At 69.3% G+C, this 24,136-nt stretch carries 17 protein-coding genes; 9 read left to right on the forward strand and 8 right to left on the reverse strand.

Annotated elements, in window-relative coordinates:
- Positions 1 to 69 precede the first annotated feature (69 nt).
- On the reverse strand, positions 70 to 1,149 hold the full coding sequence (locus tag KYK13_RS07385; RefSeq protein ID WP_223643101.1) for a hypothetical protein: 1,080 nt from the start codon (positions 1,147 to 1,149) through the stop codon (positions 70 to 72).
- Between the two features lie 267 nt (positions 1,150 to 1,416).
- Between KYK13_RS07385 and KYK13_RS07390 the strand changes: the two genes are divergently transcribed.
- Positions 1,417 to 2,676: an MFS transporter gene (locus KYK13_RS07390; protein ID WP_223643103.1), complete on the forward strand. Its 1,260-nt coding sequence runs from the start codon at positions 1,417 to 1,419 to the stop codon at positions 2,674 to 2,676.
- Positions 2,677 to 2,680: 4 nt separating this feature from the next.
- Here KYK13_RS07390 and KYK13_RS07395 read toward each other — a convergent pair whose 3' ends face one another.
- Positions 2,681 to 3,730, reverse strand: a complete 1,050-nt coding sequence (locus tag KYK13_RS07395) for a PQQ-binding-like beta-propeller repeat protein (RefSeq protein WP_223643105.1) — start codon at positions 3,728 to 3,730, stop codon at positions 2,681 to 2,683.
- A 101-nt stretch (positions 3,731 to 3,831) separates the two neighbouring features.
- Between KYK13_RS07395 and add the strand changes: the two genes are divergently transcribed.
- Together add and KYK13_RS07405 are read left to right on the forward strand one after the other, a co-directional pair.
- On the forward strand, positions 3,832 to 4,995 hold the full coding sequence (gene add, locus KYK13_RS07400; RefSeq protein WP_223643107.1) for an adenosine deaminase: 1,164 nt from the start codon (positions 3,832 to 3,834) through the stop codon (positions 4,993 to 4,995).
- Between the two features lie 11 nt (positions 4,996 to 5,006).
- A complete protein-coding gene (locus tag KYK13_RS07405; protein WP_223643108.1) occupies positions 5,007 to 5,471 on the forward strand; it encodes a hypothetical protein in 465 nt (154 codons plus the stop codon).
- A gap of 68 nt (positions 5,472 to 5,539) precedes the next feature.
- On the opposite strand, the gene glgC is transcribed toward KYK13_RS07405, so the two are convergent.
- The gene (gene glgC, locus KYK13_RS07410) at positions 5,540 to 6,769 is read right to left on the reverse strand and encodes a glucose-1-phosphate adenylyltransferase (RefSeq protein ID WP_223643109.1); all 1,230 of its coding nucleotides are present in this window, start codon (positions 6,767 to 6,769) and stop codon (positions 5,540 to 5,542) included.
- Between the two features lie 204 nt (positions 6,770 to 6,973).
- Here glgC and KYK13_RS07415 point away from each other — a divergent pair, with 204 nt between their 5' ends.
- The gene (locus KYK13_RS07415; protein WP_223643111.1) at positions 6,974 to 7,855 is read left to right on the forward strand and encodes a GGDEF domain-containing protein; all 882 of its coding nucleotides are present in this window, start codon (positions 6,974 to 6,976) and stop codon (positions 7,853 to 7,855) included.
- A gap of 6 nt (positions 7,856 to 7,861) precedes the next feature.
- Positions 7,862 to 8,041, forward strand: a complete 180-nt coding sequence (locus KYK13_RS07420) for a hypothetical protein (RefSeq protein WP_223643113.1) — start codon at positions 7,862 to 7,864, stop codon at positions 8,039 to 8,041.
- A 28-nt stretch (positions 8,042 to 8,069) separates the two neighbouring features.
- Here the strand turns inward: KYK13_RS07420 and KYK13_RS07425 are convergent, their stop codons facing one another.
- From KYK13_RS07425 to KYK13_RS07445, 5 genes are all read right to left on the reverse strand, one after another.
- Complete coding sequence (locus KYK13_RS07425) at positions 8,070 to 9,098, reverse strand: NAD-dependent epimerase/dehydratase family protein (protein WP_223643115.1); 1,029 nt, start codon at positions 9,096 to 9,098, stop codon at positions 8,070 to 8,072.
- Positions 9,095 to 13,504 (reverse strand): AMP-binding protein, encoded by a 4,410-nt coding sequence (locus KYK13_RS07430; RefSeq protein WP_223643117.1) that lies wholly within the window; start codon positions 13,502 to 13,504, stop codon positions 9,095 to 9,097. Before KYK13_RS07430 ends, KYK13_RS07425 begins: the two co-directional genes overlap by 4 nt.
- Before the next feature lie 17 nt (positions 13,505 to 13,521).
- Positions 13,522 to 15,132: a lactate racemase domain-containing protein gene (locus KYK13_RS07435; RefSeq protein ID WP_223643119.1), complete on the reverse strand. Its 1,611-nt coding sequence runs from the start codon at positions 15,130 to 15,132 to the stop codon at positions 13,522 to 13,524.
- Positions 15,133 to 15,163: 31 nt separating this feature from the next.
- Positions 15,164 to 15,829, reverse strand: a complete 666-nt coding sequence (locus KYK13_RS07440) for an HAD family phosphatase (protein WP_223646549.1) — start codon at positions 15,827 to 15,829, stop codon at positions 15,164 to 15,166.
- A gap of 103 nt (positions 15,830 to 15,932) precedes the next feature.
- Positions 15,933 to 16,925: an NAD(P)-dependent oxidoreductase gene (locus KYK13_RS07445; protein WP_223643120.1), complete on the reverse strand. Its 993-nt coding sequence runs from the start codon at positions 16,923 to 16,925 to the stop codon at positions 15,933 to 15,935.
- A gap of 380 nt (positions 16,926 to 17,305) precedes the next feature.
- On the opposite strand from KYK13_RS07445, the gene KYK13_RS07450 reads away from it, so the two are divergent.
- The 4 genes from KYK13_RS07450 to KYK13_RS07465 all read left to right on the forward strand — a co-directional run bounded on the left by KYK13_RS07450 (position 17,306) and on the right by KYK13_RS07465 (position 24,113).
- Complete coding sequence (locus KYK13_RS07450) at positions 17,306 to 17,638, forward strand: SWIB/MDM2 domain-containing protein (RefSeq protein WP_223643122.1); 333 nt, start codon at positions 17,306 to 17,308, stop codon at positions 17,636 to 17,638.
- 198 nt (positions 17,639 to 17,836) lie between these two features.
- Complete coding sequence (gene treY / locus KYK13_RS07455; RefSeq protein WP_223643124.1) at positions 17,837 to 20,944, forward strand: malto-oligosyltrehalose synthase; 3,108 nt, start codon at positions 17,837 to 17,839, stop codon at positions 20,942 to 20,944.
- Positions 20,941 to 23,085, forward strand: a complete 2,145-nt coding sequence (gene glgX / locus KYK13_RS07460) for a glycogen debranching protein GlgX (protein ID WP_223643126.1) — start codon at positions 20,941 to 20,943, stop codon at positions 23,083 to 23,085. The genes treY and glgX overlap by 4 nt, the downstream gene beginning before the upstream one ends.
- Before the next feature lie 35 nt (positions 23,086 to 23,120).
- On the forward strand, positions 23,121 to 24,113 hold the full coding sequence (locus tag KYK13_RS07465; protein WP_223643128.1) for a TerC family protein: 993 nt from the start codon (positions 23,121 to 23,123) through the stop codon (positions 24,111 to 24,113).
- The last annotated feature ends 23 nt before the right edge of the window (positions 24,114 to 24,136 follow it).

Below are 24,136 nucleotides of genomic sequence, written 5' to 3' on the forward strand. Positions count from 1 at the left end.
TCGCATGTGAGCCCGAGCTCCTCATGCCCGGTAGAGAGAACGGACGCCGCGAAATCGGGTCATCGGTGCTCACGGGAAAATCACCATCCCCACTCCCAGTCGGGGACGCACCGACGCGCCGTCCTCCCGGAGGACGAAGCCGCCATCCGTCGCATAGCCCAGCCGGGGTCGTCCCAGGAGCACCTCACCCGACAGCGTCGCCTCCAGCGCGAACGCCGGCCCCAGCCGCCACGCCATACGCACCGCTGGCCCCACGACGAAGGCCGCCACCCCGCGCGAGGGCGTTGGCTCCACCTCCGAAGCCCGCGCCGCCGTGCGCCGCCAGAAACCCGCGATGCCCGCGCCCAGCCCCACCGTGGCCTCCCAGGCCCCCGCCTTCACGAAGGGCATGTCGGCCCACGCGAGTGCGGCCCCCTGGGTCAGGCGAATGTCCGCGTACTCATCGCGCAGGTGTACTGGCAGCGACGCCAGCACCTGCGCGCGAAGGCGCAGCACCCGGCCCGCCCACCCCGCGCCCACGGAAAGGCCCTGCTGTCCTCGCGGGTAATAGCCATCCAGCGCCACGTGCAGGCCCACCTGGACGAAGGCGCCCTCCACTGGAACCGTGACCACCGGATCCGCCGCAACCGGGGGCAGGGGAGGAGGCGCCGTCACCACGGGAGGCGGGGGCGCGGGCGCGACGACTTCACCCAGCGGTTCTCCCGCGTCCACCGCGCGCAGCGCCGAGCGCACCGTCAGCGCGAGGGCCTCCGCCCCCACGGACCACGTCAGCGACTCCGGAGGACCCTCCACCCGCGCGCTCCGCACGAACAGGTGGCCCGTGCTCGGCGCCGCCACCGACACGCGCAGCTGGGCCCCGTCGCGCGTGAACCACAGCACCGCGCGAGCGTCCTCCCGCGAAGCCAACTGCTCCGCCTCGCGCCACGCGCCACCGGGGCTCGCGTCCAGGGGCGGACCGGCTTCCGACTCCAGCACCACCGGCAGGTCGCTGCTCTGTCCCCGCACCCGCTCCAGCAGTGCGCGGTCTTCCGGCGTAGCGACGCGCGTGACCGCCCGCCAGGGAGCGGCCGCCCACGCGGGGCTCCCCAGCGCCAGCACCAGGGCCAGCACCACCACGCGCTGCCACGCCACGGCCTCCAACACGGACATGTGGTAAAACCTACCTTCCAGGAAATTCTAGAGGAAGCACCTCACGGTACGGGTTGCCGTCACAATCCGGTGGGGACGGCGGACGGGCGGCGTTCACCCCTGCCTGTCCTCCCGGACCCGGAGCAGCACATCCCTGCGCTCCAGTGCAGGGACGGCGGCCGTCGCGGCCCGGATGTCTGTGTTTCGTGGAGCGCGGAGTCGTGGCTCAACGCCAGACATGCCTGAACCCACTTGCTCCAAAGGCGGGAACGTCCCTAATCACGCCCCATGAACCGCCTCCGGGAACTGCGCTCGGTCCTGAACCTCACCGTCCTCGTGGCGGGGCTCGGCTACTTCGTGGACCTCTTCGACATCACGCTGTTCGGCGTGGTGCGCGTCGCGTCGCTGAAGGACCTGGGCCTCACGGACCCCTCGGACATCTTCCAGAGGGGGCTCGTCGTCTACAACGCGCAGATGGCGGGGATGATGGTGGGCGGCCTCTGCTGGGGGCTGCTCGGGGACAAGCGGGGACGGCTGTCCGTGATGTTCGGCTCCATCCTGCTGTACTCGGCGGCGAACCTGCTGAACCCCTTCGTCTGGGACGTGAACAGCTACGCCGCCTGCCGCTTCCTCGGCGGCCTGGGGCTCGCGGGGGAACTGGGCGCGGCCATCACCCTGGTCGCGGAGTCCCTGCCCAAGGAGAAGCGCGGCCTGGGCACCACCGTCGTCGCCACGCTGGGCATGCTGGGCGTCGTGGTCGCGGCGCTCGTCGCGCAGCACCTGCACTGGAAGACGGCGTACGTGACGGGCGGCGTGCTGGGACTGCTGCTCCTCTTCGCGCGCTTCAAGGTGTCCGAGTCCGTCCTCTTCACCCAGAAGGCCGGCCCCGCGAAGGGCCACGCGCTCCTGCTCCTCACGGGCGGCCGCTTCTCCAAGTACCTGGGCTGCATCCTCGTGGGCGTGCCCATCTACTTCACCACCGGCATCCTCTTCGTCTTCGCCCCGGAGCTGACGGCGGGCCTCCACGTGCAGGGCACGGTGACCGCGGGCAACGCCATCCTCTTCGGCAGCGTGGGCCTGACGCTGGGAGACCTCCTGTCCGGCGTGCTGAGCCAGTGGATGCAGAGCCGCAAGCGCGCCGTGGGCTTCAGCCTGTGCGCGTGGTTCGCGCTGGTGCTGGTGTACGGCCTGGTGCCGGGCCTCACCCCGGCGCTCATCTACGCGCTGACCTTCCTCATTGGCCTGAGCGTGGGCTACTGGGCGGTGCTCGTCACCATGGCCGCCGAGCAGTTCGGCACCAACATCCGCGCCACCGTGACGACGTCGGTGCCCAACTTCGTGCGCGGCTCCGCGGTGCTCGCGGCCACCGCCTTCGGCGAGCTCAAGGGCTCCCTGGGCGTGGCGCACGCGGCGCTCGCGGTGGGCGCGGTGTGCTTCGGCCTCGCGCTCCTGTCGCTCGCGCGGCTGGCGGAGACCTTCCACCGCGACCTGGACTACGTGGAGTCCTCCGGCGCCGCGAACACCGCGGACGCCCGCGCCGGCACCTGAGACCTCAGGCGGGCGGAGGCACCCGCAGCCGCCACGCCAGCACGCGGCCGTCCAGCCCCTGCACGAACACCAGCAGGCCGCGCACCACCGGCCGCGTGCGCAGCGGCGTGTCCGCCCGCACCGTGAACGCGGGCGTCCAGCCCGGCGCCTTGAGCGCGATCAGCCGCCCTTCGTGCCCGGACGTGGGCACCAGCAAGAGGTCCTCCAACCCCACCTGCACCCGGCCCACCAACGGCGAGGGCAGCGCCACCCGCGCGAGCTCCCGCCCCTCCGCGGTGGAAAGCCCCACCAGCGACGACGGCCCGGCGCCCACCCACAGCGCGCCCAGCGCCCGCGCGGGCGGCCCCGTCACCCCGTCCGCGAAGTGCTGCTCCCAGCGCGTGCTCCCGTCCTTCACGGACACCGCCAGCACCCGGCCCGGACGCGTGGCCGCGAAGACGGTGTCGCGCTCCGAGTCCAACCCCACCACGTCCGTCACCGGTCGCGACCAGCGCGGCTCCCCGCTCTGGGCGTCCAGCGCCCACAGCCCGGAGGCCAGGGGCACCACCAGCACGCCCTCCACCAGCACCGGCGCCGCCCGGACCGCCGGTGCCACGGATGCCTGCGGCCCCAAGGATTCCGCTGGCACGGACCCCGGAGCCTGGGGCGCCCGCTTCCAGCGCGTCCGCCCGGAGTCCACCGCCAGGGCGCGGACCGTTCCATCAGGCGCCACCAGGAAGACGGTGTGTCCCGCGTCGTCCACCACCGGCGGCGTCAGCACGGGGGGCTCGCCGCCCAGGCGCCAGCGCTCCTTGCCGTCCTGGAGCGACAGGCTGGCCACCTCACCCACCACCGTGCCCACGATGACGCTGTCGCCGGCCGGGGCCGGAGCCACCGCCACCTCTCGGCCCAGGCGGGTGGTCCACAGCGGCCGGCCCTCCCGGTCCAGCCGCACCACGGCGCCCGCCTCGTTGCCCAGGAGCACCCCGTCCGGCAGGGCTGTCAGCCCTGTCCGGGATGAGGCATCGCTGGAGTACTGGAAGGCCGGTTCCACCGGCGCGCGCTGGCATGCCATGACGGCCAGCGTCAACGTCAGGCAGGGCACCAGGAGCAGGCGTGGACAGGCGCGGGACGGCATGGTTTGGGGGAGGATGACGCAAGCGAGGAACTTCGACCATGCCCACGATTCGTGACGACGAAACCCCCAACGCCACCGGCATCCCCTCATCCGCCCGGCGGACGGACATCACCCCGCCTCCCACGCTGGCGGTGACGGAGGAGCTGCTCCACGCGCTCCCCAAGACGGACCTGCACTGCCACCTGGACGGGTCCATGCGCCTGAAGACCATCCTGGAGCTGGCCGAGCAGCAGAAGATCAAGCTCATGGCCGACACCGAGGACGGCCTCGCCAGGGCCATCCACATGGGCCAGGTGTGCAAGAGCCTGGAGGAGTACCTCGTCGCGTTCGACGTGACGCTCTCCGTCCTCCAGACCGCGGAGTCCCTCTACCGCGCCGCCTACGAGCTGGCCGTGGACGCCGCCGCGGAGAACGTGCGCTGGCTGGAGGTGCGCTATTCGCCCGCGCTGCACCTGCAGAAGGGCCTGAAGATGACCACCGTCATCGACTCCGTGCTGGAGGGCCTGCGCGCCGCCAAGAAGGAGACGGGCATCAAGTGCGCCGTCATCGTCTGCGGCATCCGCCACATCAACCCGCAGACGTCCATGCGCCTGGCGGAGCTGTCCGTGGCGTACAAGAACCGCGGCGTCGTGGGCTTCGACCTGGCGGGCGCCGAGGCCAGCTTCCCCGCGAAGGACCACCTGGACGCCTTCCGCCTCATCCTCAAGAACAACGTCAACTGCACCGCCCACGCCGGCGAAGCCTTCGGCCCGGAGTCCATCTCCCAGGCCATCCACTCGCTGGGCGCGCACCGCATCGGTCACGGCACCCGGCTGCGCGAGGACGGGGACCTGCTCAACTACGTCAACGACCACCGCATCCCCATGGAGGTCTGCCCGTCCTCCAACGTCCAGACGGGCGCGGTGTCCTCGCTGGAGTCCCACCCGCTCAAGTTCTACTTCGACTACGGCCTGCGGGTGACCATCAACACCGACAACCGCCTCATCACCGACACCACCGTGACGAAGGAGCTGTGGCTGGCCCACCGCAACATGGGCCTGTCGCTGGAGGACCTCACCACCATCATCGTGTCCGGCTTCAAGAGCGCCTTCCTTCCCTTCCGCGAGAAACAGGACATGCTGCGGCAGGTGAACCAGGAGATCGCCACCACGCTGGCCGCCTTCGAGAAGCGCCCCGTCGCGGCCATGCGCCAGCCCGCTTGACCTGAGAAGACATGGACACGCCCCAGGACTTCCCCCCCTCGCCGGACTTCAACCCCCTGCGCGCCAAGGCGGCGCAGGAACTGTCCGTCCCCGCCATCCTGATGATGGTGATGGCGGGCCTCACCTTCCTGTACTCGCTGGTGAGCCTGGTGACGCCGACGAACTCGGCGCAGCTGGAGACCGTCCTCAGCAACCCGGACATCCCCCAGCAGGCGAAGGACGCGATGACGTGGTTCGTGTCACCGCTGGGCCGCGTCGCGCTCACCGTGCCCGGGCTGGTGCTCAACGCGCTGGTGGCCTTCGGCGGCTGGAAGATGAAGAACCTGCAGAGCTACGGCCTGTCCATGACGGCCGCCATCATCTGCTGCATCCCGTGCTGTGGCCCGTGCATGTGCCTGTCGCTCGTGCCGGGCATCTGGTCGCTCATCGTTCTCAACAAGCCGGAAGTGAAGGCCGCGTTCCGCCAGACGGCGTGACGCGGAAACGGGCGCCCCGGGGAGTGCCTCCGGGAGCGCCCGCTTGCGTGAAGGCGCCTGACGAACGCTCAGGTGACCTTCATCCCCTTGGGGATGACGACGACGCCGCCGGACGTGACGTGGAAGCGGCGCTTGTCCTCCACCGGGTCGTAGCCAATGGTCATCCCGGGGGGAATTTCCACGTTCTTGTCGATGATGGCCCGCTTGATGCGGCACCTGCGGCCGATGGTGACGTTCTCGAAGAGGATGGAGTCCTCCACCTCCGAATAGGAGTTCACCCGCACCTTCGGCGACAGCACGGAGCGGTGCACGTGGCCGCCGGAGATGATGCAGCCCTCCGCCACCAGCGAGTCCGTGGCGGTGCCCACCCGCTTGTTCTCCCGGTCCGCGAAGACGAACTTCGCCGGCGGGTAGTTGTTGGGCTGCGTGTGGATGGGCCAGCGGTCGTTGTAGAGGTTGAACGTCGGGTCCACCTCCACCAGGTCCATGTTGGACTGGTAGTACACGTCGATGTTGCCCACGTCCCGCCAGTAGCCGCGCTCCTTCTCCTCCTGGCCGGCCACCGTGTTCTGCGCGAAGTCGTACACGTACACGGGCTCGTGCTTGTAGAGCTCGCTGATGATGGACTTGCCGAAGTCGTGCGCGCTCTTCTCATCCGCCGCGTCGCGCACCACCTGCTTCACCAGCGTGTCCGTGGTGAAGAGGTAGTTGCCCATGGAGGCCAGGCACATCTTCGGGTTGCCTGGCATGGGCGGAGGGTCCTTGGGCTTCTCCAGGAACTGGCGCATGCGCCCGTCCGGCCCCACGTCGATGATGCCGAACTCGCGCCCCTGCTCGATGGGGACGGGAATCGCGGCCACCGTGCACGCGGCCTTCTGCTGGATGTGGAAGTCCAGCATCTTGCGGACGTCCATCCGGTACACGTGGTCCGCGCCGAAGACGAAGATGTGGTCCGGCTCCTCGTCCGTGATGATGTTGAGGTTCTGGTAGATGGCGTCCGCGCTGCCCTTGTACCAGTCCAGGCCGGTGCGCATCTGCGCGGGCACCGCCTCCACGTAGTGGCCCAGGAACGCCGTCATGCGCCACGCGCGCGACAGGTGGTTGTTGAGCGAGTCGCTCTTGTACTGGGTCAGCACCTTCATCCGGTACACACCGGAGTTGGCGAAGTTGGAGAGGACGAAGTCGATGATGCGGTAGCGCCCACCGAACGGAACGGCGGGCTTCGCGCGCTCACGGGTCAGGGGCTCCAGGCGCGTGCCCGCGCCTCCCGCCAGAATCATGGCCAGCAGCTTTGACATAGGTGCGGCCACGTTAGCCCCGGGCCGCCGTCCCACAATGGCCGTGCGGCCCGTGCAAGCCTTTCCGTTGAGTGCCCAACCGGCGGAAGCAGGGGCGCGCGGCGGCCTCCCGTTTTCGCCGCATGTAGGAGGAGGGGCGCAACCCCGTGTGTCCTCTTGGCTTGCGTGGCTTCCCCGGACCTTGCGTGCTAGCGTGACCGGGCGATGTCTGGCGACCAAACGCGAGTCACCAAGATCTCCAGCCTCACCCCGGGTCCCGAGCGCGGCACCGAGTGCTGCCTCGTGCAGATCCACGGCCCTGAGCTGGGCAAGAAGTACGTGCTGGAAGAGACCGAGTTCACCATCGGCCGCGACCAGCACAACCACATCGTGGTGGACCTGGACAACGTGTCCCGCCGCCACGCGCGCATCTGGGGCCGGCAGGGGAAGATGTTCGTGGAGGACCTCCAGTCCACCAACGGCACCTACCTCAACGACCGGGAGGTGCTCCAGGCGCAGCCCCTGCGCAGCGGGGACCTGGTGAAGGTGGGCGGCTCCATCTTCAAGTTCCTCGATGGCGACAACATCGAGACCCAGTACCACGAGACCATCTACACGCTGACCATCGCGGACGGCCTCACCGGCATCAACAACAAGCGCTACTTCCTGGAGTACCTGGAGCGGGAGATGGGCCGCTCGCACCGGTACCAGCGCACGCTGTCGTTGATGATGTTCGACATCGACCACTTCAAGCAGATCAACGACGTGCACGGCCACCTGGCCGGCGACTACGTGCTGCGCGAGCTGGCCCAGTCCATCAAGCGGCTGGTGCGCCGTGAGCAGTGCTTCGCGCGCTACGGCGGCGAGGAGTTCGCCATCGTCATGCCGGAGGACGGGCCGGACAAGGCGCGCCTGTTCGCGGAGAAGATCCGCAAGCTGGTGGAGGACAAGCGCTTCGCCTTCGAGGACAAGGACATCCCGGTCACCATCTCCATTGGCGTGGCGGAGGTCGCCTCGGAGATGTCGGAGCCGTCCCAGTTCATCAAGGTGGCGGACGCGAACCTCTACAAGGCCAAGAAGTCGGGCCGCAACCGCGTGGTGGGCTGAGCTTCCATGGCGGCGGACGAAAGCGGCGGCCCGTCCTTCCTGGCCCGGCTCGTCCTCGTCCTGCTGGGGTTCGCCTTCCTGGGGGCCGCCTGGGTGTGGCACCAGAAGGACAGGGACCCGAAGGCGGCCCGGCTCATAGAGCGCGTGAGCGGCGGCCGGGTGCGCGGCGGCGCGGCGCGCCCGTAAGGCCCACCGCGCCCCTGCTTCACGGACGTCAGGTGCCTTCGCGCGACTCGGCCAGCCGGCCGCGGGTGCCGGGGAGGCTTCCGGGCGGCATCTTCGAATAGATGTACTGGACGGTGTCGAGCAGCGTCTCGTGCGCGTCGCGCGCCTTGAAGCCCAGCTCGCGCTCGGCCTTGGCGGGCTCCAGGTAGAAGAAGTGCTCGCCAATCTCGACCTCCTGCGGGTCGAGCTTGGACGTGACGCCGCGCCACTTCGCCACCTGCTCCAGCAGCTTGCCGCCCCAGATGTTCACCTCGCGCGGCAGCTTCATGCGCGGGGCGGGCACGCCGGTGAGGCGCTGGAGCCGGTCGAAGAAGTCCGGCATGGCCATGTTCACGCCCATCAGGTGGCGGCCGTAGAGCTCACCCTTCGTGAGCGCCTGCGCGAAGGCGTCCGCCGCGTCGCGCGCGTCCACGAAGGAGATGCCGCCGCCGGGCATGGACGGAATCTCCCGGTTGAGGAACTTCACCACCGTCCAGGTGGAGGACAGGCGGTCATCCCCGGGCCCCATCAGCAGGCTGGGGTTGAGCACCACCAGCGGGATGGAGTGCTTGCGGCAGTACTCCAGCGCCAGCTTCTCCTCGTAGATTTTCGACAGGTAGTAGGGCCAGTGGGCCACGGTGGTGATGGGGTAGTCATCCTCCTCCGTGCCCACGCGGTCCTCCTTCGACACCGCGATGGTGCCGGAGGTGGAGCCCAGGATGACGCGCTGGATGCCCGCTTCACGCACGTCGCGCAGGAGCTCGCGCGTGCAGTCCACGTGCAGCTCGTACATCCGCCGCGCGTCCTTGTTCTGGAAGGAGACGAGCCCCGCCAGGTGGTAGACGGCGTCCACGCCCTCCAGCGCGCGGCGCACGGCGTCCCGGTCCTTCAGGTCGCCCTGGCGCACTTCCGTCTTCGCGAACGCGGGGCCTGACGGCTTCGAGCGCGCGATGAGGCGCACGTCGTGGCCCGCGGCCACCAGCTTGGGCACCAGGTGCGTGCCCAGGAATCCCGTGCCTCCGGTGACGAGCAGCTTCACGCGTCCTTCCCTTCCGGCAGGGCCCGGGCGGGCGGGGTGAAGTCCCGGTCCGCGCCCACCTGCTCCAGGTCCAGCACCTTGCCCGCCCGCAGCGCGCGCACCGCCTCCTCCGCGATGTGCGTCACGTAGCGGTAGCCCTCCGAGCGCGCCATGCCCTGCGCCCGGGCCTTCAGCGACGCGTACTCCAGCGCCGGGCCCACGTGCACCTCCAGCTCCTTCGTCTTCGGGAACATGGAGCCCTTGGGCAGCGCTTCATACGCGCCGTGGATGTACAGCGGCAGCACGTCCACGCCGTAGGTGAGCGACAGGTAGCCCAGCGTCGGCTTGAACTCCATCAGCTCGCCCGTCTTGGAGCGCGTGCCCTCCGGGAAGATGAGGACGTTGAAGCCCTGCCGGAGCGCCTCGCCCGCCACGCGCAGCGACTCGCGCAGGCTCCCCTGCCGGTCGATGGGGATGAGGTGGGTGAAGTTCTCGAACCACGCGCGCTTGAGCGGCGTGTCGAAGAAGTAGTCGCGCGCGGCCAGCGACACCAGGCGCTCGCCCTGGTCGCCCAGCACCACGCGCACCAGGCCCGCGTCCAGGTGGCTGGCGTGGTTGGCGATGACGAGGAAGTTGCGGTTCTGCGGGATGAACGTCTTGCCCGTCACCTTCACGTCGAAGACGCCGCCGTAGAGCACCTTCTGCCCGAAGGACAGGAGCTGCCGGCCCAGCGCGGACACCGCCTCCGGCACCGGAATCTCGGCCTCCTCCGCGCGCTCGGCCTCCTTCTTGATGTCGCGCGCGCGCGTCTCCTGCGAAGGCCGGCGCCCGGAGGCCACCACCAGCTTGCGCAGGTCCTCCACCGTCTGCACCTGGGTCAGGTCCTCGATGGCGGGCAGCGGCACGCCCGCGCCCTCCAGCGCCACGGACATCTCCGTGAGCATCAGCGAGTCGAAGCCCAGGTCGCCAATGAGCTGCGCGTCCGGCCGCACGTCCGTCACCGGGCGGTGGCACACCTCCGCGATGAGCGGGTAGAGCCAGTCCGACACGCCGCCCGTGGTGGGCGCCGCCTGCGCCTTCTCCTTCACGCGGCCCGCGCTGGCCGCCACGCGGTCCAGCCGCTGCAGCTCCTCCACCACGCGCTTGCGCTTCACCTTGCGCGTGGAGGTGCGCGGCAGCTCGCCATCCCAGAAGCGCAGCACCTTCACGCGCCGGTAGAAGGGCATGCCCGCGCTCACCTTGCGGAAGTGCTCCTCCAGCTCGTGGCGGACCTCCTCACGCGGGCGGTCCTTGAAGTCCGGCACGCACAGGCACGCCACCTTCTCGCCGCCCGCTTCATCCGGCAGGCCGACGATGGACAGCTCCTTGATGTGCTCGTGCTCCTGGTACAGCTCCTCCAACTCGTCCGGGTAGACGTTCTTGCCGTTGGCGTCGACGATGACGTCCTTGGCGCGGCCCATGAGGTACAGGCGGCCCTCGTCGTCCATGCGGCCCAGGTCGCCGGTGTGCAGCCAGCCGTCCTTCACCACGGCCTCGGTGGCCTCGCGGTCCCCGAAGTAGCCCGCCATCACGTTGGGGCCCTTGGCGAGCACCTCGCCAATGCCGTCGTTGTCCGGGTTGAGGACCTTGAACTCGATGCCCGGCAGCGCCTTGCCCACCGTGCCCTTCACGCGCTTGTTGGTGGCCTCGGACACCGCCAGCACCGGCGCGGCCTCCGTGAGGCCGTAGCCCTCGCGCATGGTGAAGCCCAGCGCGTGGAAGGCCTGGTGCACCTCCTCCGACAGCGCGGAGCCGCCCGACACCAGCACCTTCACCCGGCCGCCGAACTTGCGGTGCACCGGCCAGAACAGGAGCTTGCCCAGGTTGAGCGAGCTGCGGTTGCGCAGCTCCCCGTTGGCCGCCATCAGCGCCTTGAGCGCCTGCTCCACCACCGGCGGGCGCGCGGCCATCTCCTGGGTGATCTTGCGGTGCAACAGCTGCCAGAGCGCGGGCACGCCAATCATCGCCGTCACGCGGCCCGTCTCGAAGACGTCGCCCAGCCGGTCCGACGTGAGCTCGTCGATGTACGTGATCTCCGCGCCGCGCATGAACGGCGTGAGGAAGCCGGCGGAGAACTCGAAGGTGTGGTGCAGCGGCAGCACGGACAGCACGCCGTCGCCCACGCCCACGTCGAACGCGCCCGCCAGCTTCGCCACCAGCGACGCGAAGTTGCGGTGGGTGAGCATCACGCCCTTGGGCGTGCCGGTGGTGCCGGAGGTGAAGATGACGCTCGCCACGTCGTCCGCGGCGGCGGACTTCCTCACCGGGCCAATGCGGTCCGGATACGCCGGGTCACCCGTCATGGCCTCCGCGAGGCTGGCCACGCCCACGCCCTCCCCGAGCGCCGCGAAGAGGCCGGGGAAGTCCTCCGCGGCCTGCTCGGACACGAGGCACTGCCTCGCCGCCGCGCGCTTCGCGATGTTGACCACCTCCGCTTCCGTGAGCGAGGGGTCCACCGGCACCGCGGTGGCGCCGGCGCGCAGGATGCCGAAGTAGCTGATGGCCCACTCCGGCCGGTTCTCCGACACCAGGAGGACGCGGTCGCCGCGCTTGATGCCCTGGGCCATGAGGTAGCTGCCCACGCGGGCCGCGTAGCGGTGCACCTCCCCGAAGGTGAAGCGCTCCTCCTTCTCCCCCGCGGCCATGCGGAACGCCACCCGGTGGCGGTACGCGTGCACGGTGGCCTCGAACAGCTCCAGCAGGTCGCGGTGCGCGGGGATGGCGGTGCGCTTCTCGCGCTCCTCGTCCAGGCCCGGGAACACCCACTTCTCCAGGCCGGGCAGGTGCGTGCCCAGGAAGTACTCGCGCCAGTCGATGCGCTCGGGCGCCCAGTCAATCTTCGCGCGGTCCGCCGGCGCCATGCGCTCGTAGACCGAGCGCGTGTTGTCGCAGCGGAAGACGTAGCGGTTCTCCCAGAGGAAGGGGAGGAACAGGTCGATGAGGCCCGTGAGGCTGTCCGCCTGCGACTCCACCTCGTCCAGCGCGATGCGGGCCTTGTCCATCATCGCCTGCACGCGCGGCGCGCCCCACGCGGGCCGCACCTCTTCCATGGCCTTCTTCAGGAGCTTCGCGCCCTTCGCCAGCATGGGCGCGCTGAGCAGCTGGAACTCCTGCTTGCTCACCGGCTGCGGCTCGATGCGCGAGCGCAGCGCGTTGACCAGCGAGTTGCCCGTCTCGCGGTTGCGGTAGTAGCGGCGGCGGTACAGCCCCACCAGCTCCACGGAGCGGCTGGCGAGGAACGGGTTCACGTCACCGGACGCCAGGTTGTAGACGCGGCGCTCCTCCACCTGCATCGCGTGCGCGGTGATGCCCAGCGTGGCGCCCGCCACCTGGTCCACCGGGATGATGTCCAGGATGGCGTGGTCGCCCGCGGGGATGCCGCGCTGGCCCTTGATGCCCGCGTACGCCAGCGGCGCGGACGTGGTGAAGCCCTCGTTCCAGCCGGGGAAGGGGAAGTGCGCCGCGCTCTCCACGATGGAGGGCCGCACGATGGAGTAGCGAAGCCCCGGCGTCCCGGCCATCACCTGTTCGCCCAGGTGCTTGGCGTACGTATACGTGTTGGGCCAGCCCCAGTGCTGCGCGCGCTCCATGCCCGCGCGGACCAGCTCGCCGGACAGCCACAGCTTGCGCTCGCGGCCCACGGCCAGGCGCAGCGTCTTCTCGTCGGTGGCGTCGCGGCCCTCCTCCTCCAGGCGGTCCAGCGCCTTCTGCCGGAAGAGGGAGGTAAGCGCCTTGTCATCCGCCTGTTCGCGCAGGCGGGCCACGATCTTCTCCGCGTCCTGGAGCTCCTGCTCCAGGCTGAAGTCGCGCCCGTCCATCTCCCCCTGCTTGGGGAAGTAGCCCAGCACCGGCTCGTCCTCGAACACGAGCCCGCTGCGGTTGCCCACGACGAACGCGGTGCTCATGTGGATGAGCGGCACGCTCCAGCGCAGCGCCAGGTCCACCGCGTTCTTCACGCCGTGGGTGTTGACGTTGAGGCCCACCTCCAGCGACGGGTTGAAGGAGACCAGGCCCGCGCAGTTGACGATGGCGTGCACCTGCCCGGTGAGCGCCGCGACCTGCGCCTCCTCCAGCCCCACCAGGGGGTCGGTGATGTCGCCATCCAGGATGGTGCACTTCTGCTGGATGAACGCCATGGCGCCTTCGTCACCCAGGCGGTCGCGCAGCGGCTGGAAGGGCTCGCTGGGCGCCACCTTGTCGAAGAAGCGGCGCTCCGCGGACGCGGCGCTGCCCTTGCGCACGATGACGTAGACCCGGTCCAGCACGTCGCCGTAGTGGGTCAGCAACATCGACAGCGTCACCTTGCCCACGAAGCCGGTGGTGCCGACGAAGACGATGCGCTTGCCGGTGAAGACCCGGGTGACGTCCAGCGAGGGAAGCGTGGCCATGTCCGTGTGCGACCCTTTCACTTCACGTCCACCATCACCGTGGGCGCGATGCGCAGCAGGCTGATGGACGCCGAGCGCCCCATGAAGCCGCGCGCCTCTTCAATCGCCTCGGAGAGGGTGTCCGTGCGGTCCCAGCCGAGCAGGGCCGGGACGTGGTTGTTCTCCGCGCCCGCGACGATGACCTTGCCCACGTGCTGGCGGCCGTTCTCGCCCCAGTACCACATGTAGAAGGGGTGCACGCCGTGGTAGGCGTTGCCCTTCCTGTACAGGTGCACGTAGCTGGGGTTCTCCGCGAACTCCTTCTCGTACTTGTGCTCCAGCTTCATGGAGTCCCGCGTCTCCGGCAGGAGCCGGTGGAAGAACTCGATGTAGCTGGGGTGCTGCACGGGGTCGAACTCGTCGTAGGCCGGGTGCAGGAGGATGAGCACGCCCCCCTTCTTCACCAGCGGCACGCCCCGGTTGAGGTTGTAGAAGTAGCCCAGCCCCATCACCTGCACGAGCAGCGGGTTGAGGATGGAGTTGACGCTGTAGGGGCTGACGAACGGGATGGGGAAGATGACGATGTCGCTCTGCCCCTCCACCGGCACCACGTACTGCTTCCAGCTCTGCTCCAGCGTCTTGGCGTGCGTGGGCTCCGTGGCCCCCGCGAACACGCCCGTCACGTCATAGGGCGCGGGGATGGCGTTGAGCACCTTGCGCGCCGCCGCGCGGGGCAGCTTGGACAGCGTGTAGCGCAGGGCCTGGAACTTCAGCCGGTCGCCTTCCGTGTAGTCCTCCTCCTTCTTGGCGAGGAAGTCCGTGGGCGCGCCGAACATGCGGTTGTTCAGCGTGGTCTCGATGTGGAAGACCTTCAGCGTCTTGTCGATGACCGTCCCGATGCGCGAGTTCTTCGTGTAGAGCGCGCTCGCCTTCGGCTCCATGTAGGAGTCCGACTCGCGGATGGTCTTCGGGTTGTGGTGGTGCCGCAGCGACGCGTAGTTCGTCACGCCCGTGCCCATGGACTTGTGCCCGCCGTTCATGGGCACGAAGTTGATGTTCACGTAGACGATGAGGTCGCTCTCCGCGACCCGCCGGTTCACCGCCACCACCTCGTTGTGGCTGGTGCGCTCCAGCTCCGTGATGCCGTCCGGGTCCTCCGCGTCGTGGTTGTAGTAGCGGTCCGGGTAGTAGGCGTCGAAGATCTTCTCGCCCACCATGCGCTTCATCTCACCTTCCGTCATCCGGCGGTGGAGCGCGTTGGCGATGACCAGGTGCACGTCGTCCACGCCCGAGTCCGCGCACAGCTCCAGCACCACCTCCAGGATGGACTGGCGCACGTCCGGCGTGACCATGGGCGGCAGCGGCACGCTGATGTCGTCGATGACGCACGTCAGCCGCATGCCGGGCTTGAGCAGCGCGTGCAGCGGGTCCATGCCCTCCGGGTGGTTGATGGCCCAGCGGATGGCGGCCTTCACGTTGGGCACGCCCTCCAGCGGGGGGCGGGGGAAGATGACCCGGGTGCCCACGGGCAGGTCTTCCTGGAGGAAGCCCTCGCCGTAGAAGAGCGCCCGCGGGGGGCTGCCCTTCTCCGTGATGACCACCTGGCTTTCCTCGTCGTACAGCTTCTGGAGCGTCTTGAGCGGGCGCATGGATGAAGGGGGGCGAAAGAAAGGGGTGGGGTTACTTCAGGTCCAGGATGGGCCAGTTGTACGCGCGCGCGAGCGAGCGCAGCCGCAGGTCCGGGTTCACCGCGGTGGGCCGTCCCACCACGGCGAGCATGGCGTAGTCAGAGGCGCTGTCCGAGTAGCCGTGGCACTGGTTGAGGGCCAGGCCCTCGCGCTCGCAGTAGGCGCGGATGGCGTTGGCCTTGTTGGCGCCTTCGATGATGGGCGGAATCACCTTGCCGGTGGCCTTGCCGCCCACGAACTGCATCTTGTTGGCGATGACGTCGTCGCAGCCCAGGTGCCGGGCCAGCGGGCGCATGGTGAAGTCCAGCGCGCCGGTGACGAGCACGATGCGGCAGCCGGAGCGACGCGCCTCGTCGATGAGGTCCTGCGTCTGTTCGTACAGCGCGGGCTTGAGGACGTCCTCGAACATGTCCTCCGCGATGGTGACGAGCCGGTCCTCGCTGAGGCCGGAGTAGTACCGGTAGAAGAACTCGTTGAAGGCCTTGCGGTTGACGGCATCCAGGATGCCGAACACCGGCAGCCCCAGGGCGGTGCCCAGGGTGCGGCCCGCGATGCCCCGGAGCGAGCCCCGGTTCGTCGCGTAATAGGCATAGACGTGGACGATGTTCGTCCGGACCAGCGTCCCGTCGACGTCGAAGAAGGCGGCTTTGGCGGGCACTTTGGGGGGCATGGGCGGTCGGGCTTCCTCCCATCCTGGAGGGGGTGCGGTCAACGAAAGCGGATGGGCCGGCGTGGGCGGCCGGCCCTTTGGGCGCATGGGTCTATAACCAGCCCTGCGCGCGATACCATTCACCACTGCGCGTGATGGACTCCGCCAGGCCACGGCGCGGCCGGAAGCCCAGCAGGCGTTCAGCCTTGGCCCCCGAGCACGTCCAGGCCGGGGCCAGGAGCTGCCGCGCCAGCTTCCGGTTCAGGGGGAGCTTGCGCCCCGTCACCCGGGTCACGCCGTCCGCCGCCGTGGCCAGGGCCGTCAGCACCGCCGGGGACAGCCGCCAGGTGCGCGTCTGGAACCCCAGCGCCCTCGCCCCCACCTCCTGCATCTCCTCCAGGGTGAGGCGCTCCGGGCCGGCGCAGAAGAACGCCTCCCCCAGGGCCTCCGGCCTTTCCGCCAGGACCAGCAGGAGGTCCACCACGTCCTCCACGTCCACCAGGGACAGCGGGCGTGGGCCCCCGGTCAGCTCCAGCCGGACGCCCTGCTTGCCCAGCTTGAAGAAGGTCAGGTTTTCCCGGTCTCCGGGCCCCAGGATGCGCGGCGGGCGGATCACCGTCACGGGCAGCCGATCCTGGAAGGAGAACGCGATGCGCTCTGCCTCCGCCTTGCTCTCGCCGTACCACTCATGGGGATGGAAGGCGTCCTCCTCCACGTGGGGCCGCTCCGGGGTGGAGGGGCCGTGGGAGGCCAGCGAGCCGCACATCACCAGCCGGGGGCGGGGCTGGGGCAGGGCGGCCATGGCCTCGCAGAGGAGGCGGGTGCCGTCCGCGTTGACGCGCATGAACTCGTCGCGCACCGCGGCGCGGCGGATGCCGGCCAGGTGGAAGACGACGTCCACGCCCTCCACCGCGGGAGCCAGCGAGGCGGGGTCCGTCACGTCGCCCACCACCCGCGTCCAGGGATGGCCCTCCAGGGCCTTTGCCAGTTCGCGGGTGTCCGTGGTGGGGCGCAACAGGCATGAAATCCGGTCGCCGCGAGCGGCCAGCGCCCGCGCGAGCCAGGTCCCCAAGAAGCCTCCGGCGCCAGTGATGAGGGCATTCATGGGTGCTGTTTCATCCGAAAAGCCACATCCCGTCCACCGTCGAAATGGGCAGGGTCCCGTCCGAGGGAGAGAACGCTCCGGGGGCCGAGTTTCCGCCTCCGGACGCGTCGCGAGGCACAATCCCCGAGGGGAAACGGCCTCCGGAGCCGGTTTCTGGGCCTCCGGACGCGCCGCGCGGCTTCCGTTCCCGAGCGAAGAATGCGCTGCGGGGCCGAGTTCTAGCCTCCGAATCCATTGCTCCGAGGGGCCCCAGAGGGAAAAAGCGCGCGATGGGCGCTGTTTTTCGCTCTAGGCCGTGCTACTACGCGCCATCGGCTCTAGCTTGATGATGCAAAGACGCCGTGCAACGTCCCCTTCGGAGGGGAGGAGACACAAGACGAATGGCCGCCAAGAAAGCCGCTGCGAAGAAGTCTGCCCCTGCTGCCGCGAAGAAGGCCCCTGCCGCGAAGAAGGCCGCGGGCCGTAAGCCGAACGCCGCCTTCATGAAGGAGATGACGCCTTCCAGCGAGCTGGCGGCGATCGTCGGGTCCAAGGCGCTGCCCCGCACCGCGGTGGTCAGCAAGATCTGGGAGTACATCAAGAAGAACAACCTCCAGGACGCGAAGAACAAGCGCCAGATCAACGCCGACGACAAGCTGAAGCCCATCTTCGGCGGCAAGAAGAGCGTCACCATGTTCGAGATGACCAAGCTGGTGAACAACCACCTGAGCTGAAGGTGGCGGGCCCCTCGGGGCCGTTGCTGGTTGCCCGAAGGACCCTGGGGGCTCGTCACGCACCGCGCGGGACGGGCCCTCCGCTTTTTCCCTCCGCTTTTCCCCCGGAGACAGCCGCCCGTCTGGAGCGTTGAAAAGGGGGCGAAGGCGCAACGCCCCGCTGGCGGACGCGCCGCGTCGGGCCTACCTCAGGGGCCCATGTTCCACGACAGCCTTGAGTCAGGAGAGCGCTCCTCGCGGCGGGAGGGCACGGCGGGCACGCACACGACGGTGGAGGCCCAGGCGGACCGCCTCTTCGAGCAGGTCCAACGCGAGCTGCAATCGCGCCGCGTCACGCCGCTGTCCACCTACCGCGTGCAGCTGCACCAGGGCTTCACCTTCCAGCAGGCGAAGGCGCTGGTGCCGTACCTGGCCCGGCTGGGCGTGAGCGACTTCTACGCGTCCCCCTACCTCAAGGCCACGCCCGGCAGCACCCACGGCTACGACTGTGTGGACCACCAACGGCTCAACCCGGAGGTGGGGACGCCGGAGGAGCACGCGGCCTTCTGTGACACCCTGCGCGAGCACGGGCTGGGCCAGGTGCTGGACGTGGTGCCCAACCACATGGGCATCGAGCGCGACAACCGGCTGTGGCTGGACGTGCTGGAGAACGGCCCGTCGTCCGTCTACGCGAAGTTCTTCGACGTGGACTGGCGGCCGGTGAAGGACGAGCTGGCGGACAAGGTGCTGCTGCCCATCCTGGGGGACCAGTACGGCATCGTGCTGGAGCGGGGCGAGCTGAAGCTGTCGTACGACTCCGGCGCCTTCCACCTGCACTACTACGACCACCGGCTGCCGGTGGCGCCGCGCCAGTACGCGAGCATCCTCCAGCACGGCCTGGAGCGGTTGCAGAAGCAGCTGGGGCCGGAGTCGCCGCACCTGGTGGAGCTGCTCTCCATCCTCACGGCGCTGGAGCACCTGCCGCCGCGCACGGAGGTGAACCCGGCGAAGGTGGTGGAGCGGCACCGCGAGAAGGAGGTCATCAAGCGGCGCCTGGCCGCGGTGGTGGCGGACAGCGCGGAGCTGGCGGCGTACGTGGAGGAGAACGTCCGGGTGTTCAACGGCACGCCCGGCAACGTGCGCTCCTTCGACCTGCTGGACGGGCTGCTGCAGGGGTGCAGCTACCGGCTGGCCCACTGGCGCGTGGCGGGCGAGGAGATCAACTACCGCCGCTTCTTCGACATCAACGGCCTGGCCGCCATCCGCGTGGAGGACCCGGACGTCTTCCAGGAGGCCCACCAGCTCATCTTCGAGTGGCTGCGCGAGGGGCGCGTCACGGGCCTGCGCATCGACCATCCGGACGGCCTCTTCGACCCCACCGCCTACTTCCTGGACCTGCAGGAGCGCTTCTTCGTCGAGCGCGCGCGGGCGCGCTTCCTGGCGGAGGCGCAGGACGGGGATGAGGCGCGGTGGACGGAGGTGGAGGCGCTCCTGCGCGCCCGGTGGCGCAAGGAGGTGATGGACACGCCGGACAGCCCGCTGCGCAAGGCGCTCTTCGTGGCGGTGGAGAAGATCCAGGGCGGCCGCGAGCGCATCCCGGACGCGTGGGCGGTGCACGGCACCACGGGCTACCGCTTCGCCAACGCGGTGAGCGGCCTGTTCGTGCACCCGGCCGCGGAGGCGCACCTGACGCAGACGTACGAGCGCTTCGCGGGCGGCACGCACGACTTCGCGGAGCTGGTGTACCAGAAGAAGCTGCTCATCATGCGCGTGAGCATGGCCAGTGAGATCAACGTGCTGGCGCACGAGCTCAACCGCATCTCGGAGATGAACCGCCGCACGCGCGACTTCACGCTCAACAGCCTGCGGCGCGCGCTGGTGGAGTTCATCGCGCTGTTCCCCGTGTACCGCACCTACGTGGACGGCTGGCGCGCGGAGCTGGACGTGCGCGACGTGCAGTACATCGAGTGGACCCTCCAGCGCGCCAAGGAGCGCAACACCACCACCAACGCCTCCATCTTCGACTTCCTGCGCGACATCCTCCTGGGCCGCTACCCGGAGCACGTGGGGGACGACGAGAAGGCGGTGATGCTGCGCTTCGCGATGAAGCTGCAGCAGGTGACGGGCCCCGTGATGGCCAAGGGCCTGGAGGACACCGTCTTCTACATCTACAACCGCCTGGTGAGCCTCAACGAGGTGGGCGGCGAGCCGGAGCACTTCGGCATGCGCGCCACCACCTTCCACCTGCGCAACCAGGAGCGCGCGGAGCGCTGGCCGGCGAGCATGCTCACCTCCAGCACCCACGACACCAAGCGCAGCGAGGACGTGCGCGCGCGCATCAACGTCCTCACGGAGCTGCCGGAGGCCTGGCGGGAGAAGGTGCGCGCCTGGGCGGACCTCACGCAGCCCTTCCTCAGCCACCTGCCCACGGGCCCCGCGCCGTCGTCCAACGACGTCTACCTCTTCTTCCAGACGCTGGTGGGCGCGTGGCCCATGGGCGACCCGGTGCCGGAAGGCGAGTGGAAGGAGTTCCACCGCCGCGTGCGCGAGTACATGGGCAAGGCCATCAAGGAGGCCAAGGTCCGCACGTCGTGGACCAACCCGGACGGCGCCTATGACGACGCGGTGGCGCGCTTCGTGGACGCGTGCTTCGACCCGGCGAGGGGCCAGGCCTTCCTGGATGACGTGAGGGCCTTCAAGCGCCGCATCGAGCGCGCGGGCCAGCACAACGCGCTGGGGCAGCTGCTCCTGAAGCTGGCCTCGCCCGGCGTGGCGGACACGTACCAGGGCTGCGAGCTGTGGGACTTGTCGCTGGTGGATCCGGACAACCGGCGGCCGGTGGACTACGCCCTGCGCGAGCGGCTGCTCTCCGCGCTGGACACGCAGGCGGCCAAGGACCGGCCGGCCCTGTGCGCGCGGCTGTCGAAGGACTTCGACGACGGGCAGGTGAAGCTCTTCGTGCTGGCGGAGGCGCTGCGGCTTCGCCAGAAGTACGCGGACCTGTTCCGCTCGGGCGGCTACGAGGCGCTGGAGCTGTCCGGGCCGCGCTCGCCCGCGGCGGTCGGCTTCGCGCGCACGCATGGTGACAGCGTGCTCATCGCCTGCGCGCCGCGTTACACCCTGGAGGCGTTGGAGTCCGGCGGGCTGGCGAAGGCGTATGACGGCACGTTCCTCGACCTTCCGGCGGCATATGCGGGCATGATGTTCCGCAATGTCTTCACCGGGCGCTCCGTCCGTCCCCAGCAGGGGCCGGGTGGCGTGGGGCTGGCCTTGGGGCCGCTCCTCGCGGAGTTCCCGGTGGTGCTGCTGGAGAGGAGCACTGGATGAGGAGGGCCGAGGTGCTTCCAGGGAGGCCGTTTCCCCTGGGCGCCACGTACGACGGGAACGGCGTGAACTTCGCCGTGTTCAGCGAGCACGCGAAGAAGGTGGAGGTCTGTCTCTTCGACCCTGCCCAGCCCCACAAGGAGACGCGCCGCTTCCCGTTGCTGGAGACCACGAACCACGTCTGGCACGGCTACATGCCGGGCTTGCAGGCCGGTTGCCTCTACGGCCTGCGGGTTCACGGTCCGTATGAACCGAAGAAGGGCCTGCGCTTCAACCCGCACAAGCTCCTGGTGGACCCCTACGCCCGGGCGCTGCACGGCGTCGTGGACCCCAAGGCCCCCATCCACGCCTACGTGCACGGGGGCAAGGACGAGGACCTGGCCATGGACACGCAGGACGACGCCTGGGGCGTGCCCAAGGCGGTCATCCTGTCGGACGGGTTCGACTGGGAGGGTGACCGGCGGCCGGAGGTCCCCTGGCACAAGACGGTCCTCTACGAACTGCACGTCAAGGGCTTCACGAAGCTGCACCCGCGCGTGCCGGAGCACCTGCGCGGCACGTACGCGGGCCTGGCGCACCCGGCTTCGATCGAGCACCTGAAGAAGGTGGGCGTGACGAGCGTGGAACTGCTGCCCATCCACGCCTTCGTGGACGAGCCGTTCCTCACCCAGAAGGGGCTCTCCAACTACTGGGGCTACAACACGCTGGGCTTCTTCGCACCGGACGCGCGCTACAGCGCGTCGGGCTCGCTGGGCGAGCAGGTGGCGGAGTTCAAGGGGATGGTGAAGCTGCTGCACCGCGCGGGCATCGAGGTCATCCTCGACGTGGTCTACAACCACACCTGCGAGGGCAACCACATGGGGCCCACGCTGTCCTTCAAGGGGCTGGATGCCGGCGCGTACTACCGGCTCAGTGAGAAGGACCCGCGCTTCTTCATGGACTTCACCGGGTGCGGCAACTCGTGGAACGCCACGCACCCGTACGCGCTGAAGCTCATCGCGGACTCGCTGCGCTACTGGGTGGAGGAGATGCACGTCGATGGCTTCCGCTTCGACCTGGCGACGACGCTGGGACGGGACCGGCACGGCTACGACACCCGCGCGGCCTTCTTCCAGATCCTCCACCAGGACCCCGTCTTGAGCCGCGTGAAGCTCATCGCGGAGCCGTGGGACGTGGGGGACTACGGCTACCAGGTGGGCAACTTCCCGGTGCTGTGGAGCGAGTGGAACGGCAAGTACCGCGACACCATGCGCCGCTACTGGAAGGGCGATGACCGGCAGGCGGCGGAGATCGGGTCACGGCTCACCGGCAGCTCGGACCTGTATGCGCTGTCCGGCCGCAAGCCCACGGCGAGCGTGAACTTCGTCACCGCGCACGACGGCTTCACGCTGCACGACCTGGTGACGTACAGCCAGAAGCACAACGAGGCCAACGGCGAGGACAACCGCGACGGCGCCAATGACAACCACGCCTGGAACTGCGGCGTGGAGGGGGAGACGAACGACCCCAAGGTGAACGCGCTGCGCGAGCAGCAGAAGCGCAACTTCCTGGCGTCCCTCTTCCTGTCGCAGGGCGTGCCCATGCTGGTGGCGGGCGACGAGATGGGCCGCACGCAGAAGGGCAACAACAACGCCTACTGCCAGGACAACGAGCTGTCGTGGGTGAACTGGGAGCTCAACGAGTCCCAACGCCAGCTGTTGGACTTCACCGTCCGCATCGCGAAGCTGCGGCGCGAGCAGCCGGTGCTCTCCAAGCGGCGCTTCTTCCGCGGGGCCCACATCTGGGACAGCGAGCTGAAGGACCTGGCGTGGTTCCGGCCGGACGGCAAGGAGATGCGCAAGGAGGACTGGGAGAAGCCCTACGTGCGCTCCCTGGCCTTCCTGCTGGGCGGTGACGCCATCGCCACGCCGGACGACGAGGGCCACCGCATCGTGGGGGACACGTTGCTGGTGCTGCTCAACGCGCACCACGAGCCCATCACCTTCATGCTGCCCGCGCTGGAGTGGGGCGCGGACTGGGAGCTGGTGGTGGACACGGCGGCCACCGGGGAATCCCAGCGCACGCACACCCCGGCGGGCGGCAAGGTGCAGGCGGTGGGGCGTTCCCTGGTGGTCCTCCGGCGCCCGGCGACGGAATGGGAGTAGCCGCCGGGCCCGTCCCGGGGTAGGCAGCGGACCCGATGATTCATTCACTCTGGCCCTGGGTGGGCTTCAACGTCTTCGTCCTGGCGATGCTCGCCCTGGACCTGGGGCTGTTCCACCGCAAGGAGCACGCGGTGTCGCCGAAGGAGGCGACGCTGTGGACGCTCGTGTGGGTGAGCATCAGCCTCGCGTTCTGCGGGGGCATCTGGCGCTACGGCGGCGAAGCGCCGGCGCTGGAGTGGCTGACGGCGTACGTGGTGGAGTACGCGCTCTCCGTCGACAACCTCTTCGTCTTCCTGATGGTGTTCGGCTACTTCCGGGTGCCGCCGCAGCACCAGCACCGGGTGCTCTTCTGGGGCATCCTGGGCGCGTTCGTGATGCGCGCGGGGCTCATCGTCGCGGGCACGGCGCTGGTGGCCCGCTTCGAGTGGCTCATCTTCCTGTTCGGCGCGTTCCTCGTCTACACGGCCTCCAAGATGCTGTGGGCCAAGGACGACGATGACGTGGACCCGGAGACGGGCTTCATCGTGAAGATGGCCCGGCGCCTGTTGCCGGTGTCGCGCCAGGGCGAGGGCAGCCGCTTCTTCCTCACCGAGGACGGCCGGCGCAAGGTGACGCCGCTGTTCATCGTGCTGCTGGTGGTGGAGGCCACGGACCTGCTCTTCGCCATGGACTCCATCCCGGCGGTGCTGGGCATCAGCAAGGACCCCTTCATCAGCTACACGTCCAACGTCTGCGCCATCCTGGGGCTGCGCTCGTTGTTCTTCGTGGTCTCCAGCCTGATGGAGAAGTTCCACCTGCTGAAGGCCTCGCTGGGCGTCATCCTGGCCTTCGTGGGCGTGAAGATGCTCATCGAGCACTGGTACAAGATCCCCATCGGCGTCTCGCTGGCGGTGATTGGCGGGTGCCTGCTGGTGGCCATCCTGGCGTCGCTGGTGTTCCCCAAGCCCCCGGAGGCGGAAGGCGCCCCGCCGGTGGCGGACGCGGACAAGGCTCCGGACGCGCCGGCCCGGAAGCAGGAGCACCGCTGACGTCAGGCCCCGGGGCCCTGCGT

The sequence above is a fragment of the Corallococcus sp. EGB genome, from assembly GCF_019968905.1.
Lineage (GTDB): Bacteria > Myxococcota > Myxococcia > Myxococcales > Myxococcaceae > Corallococcus.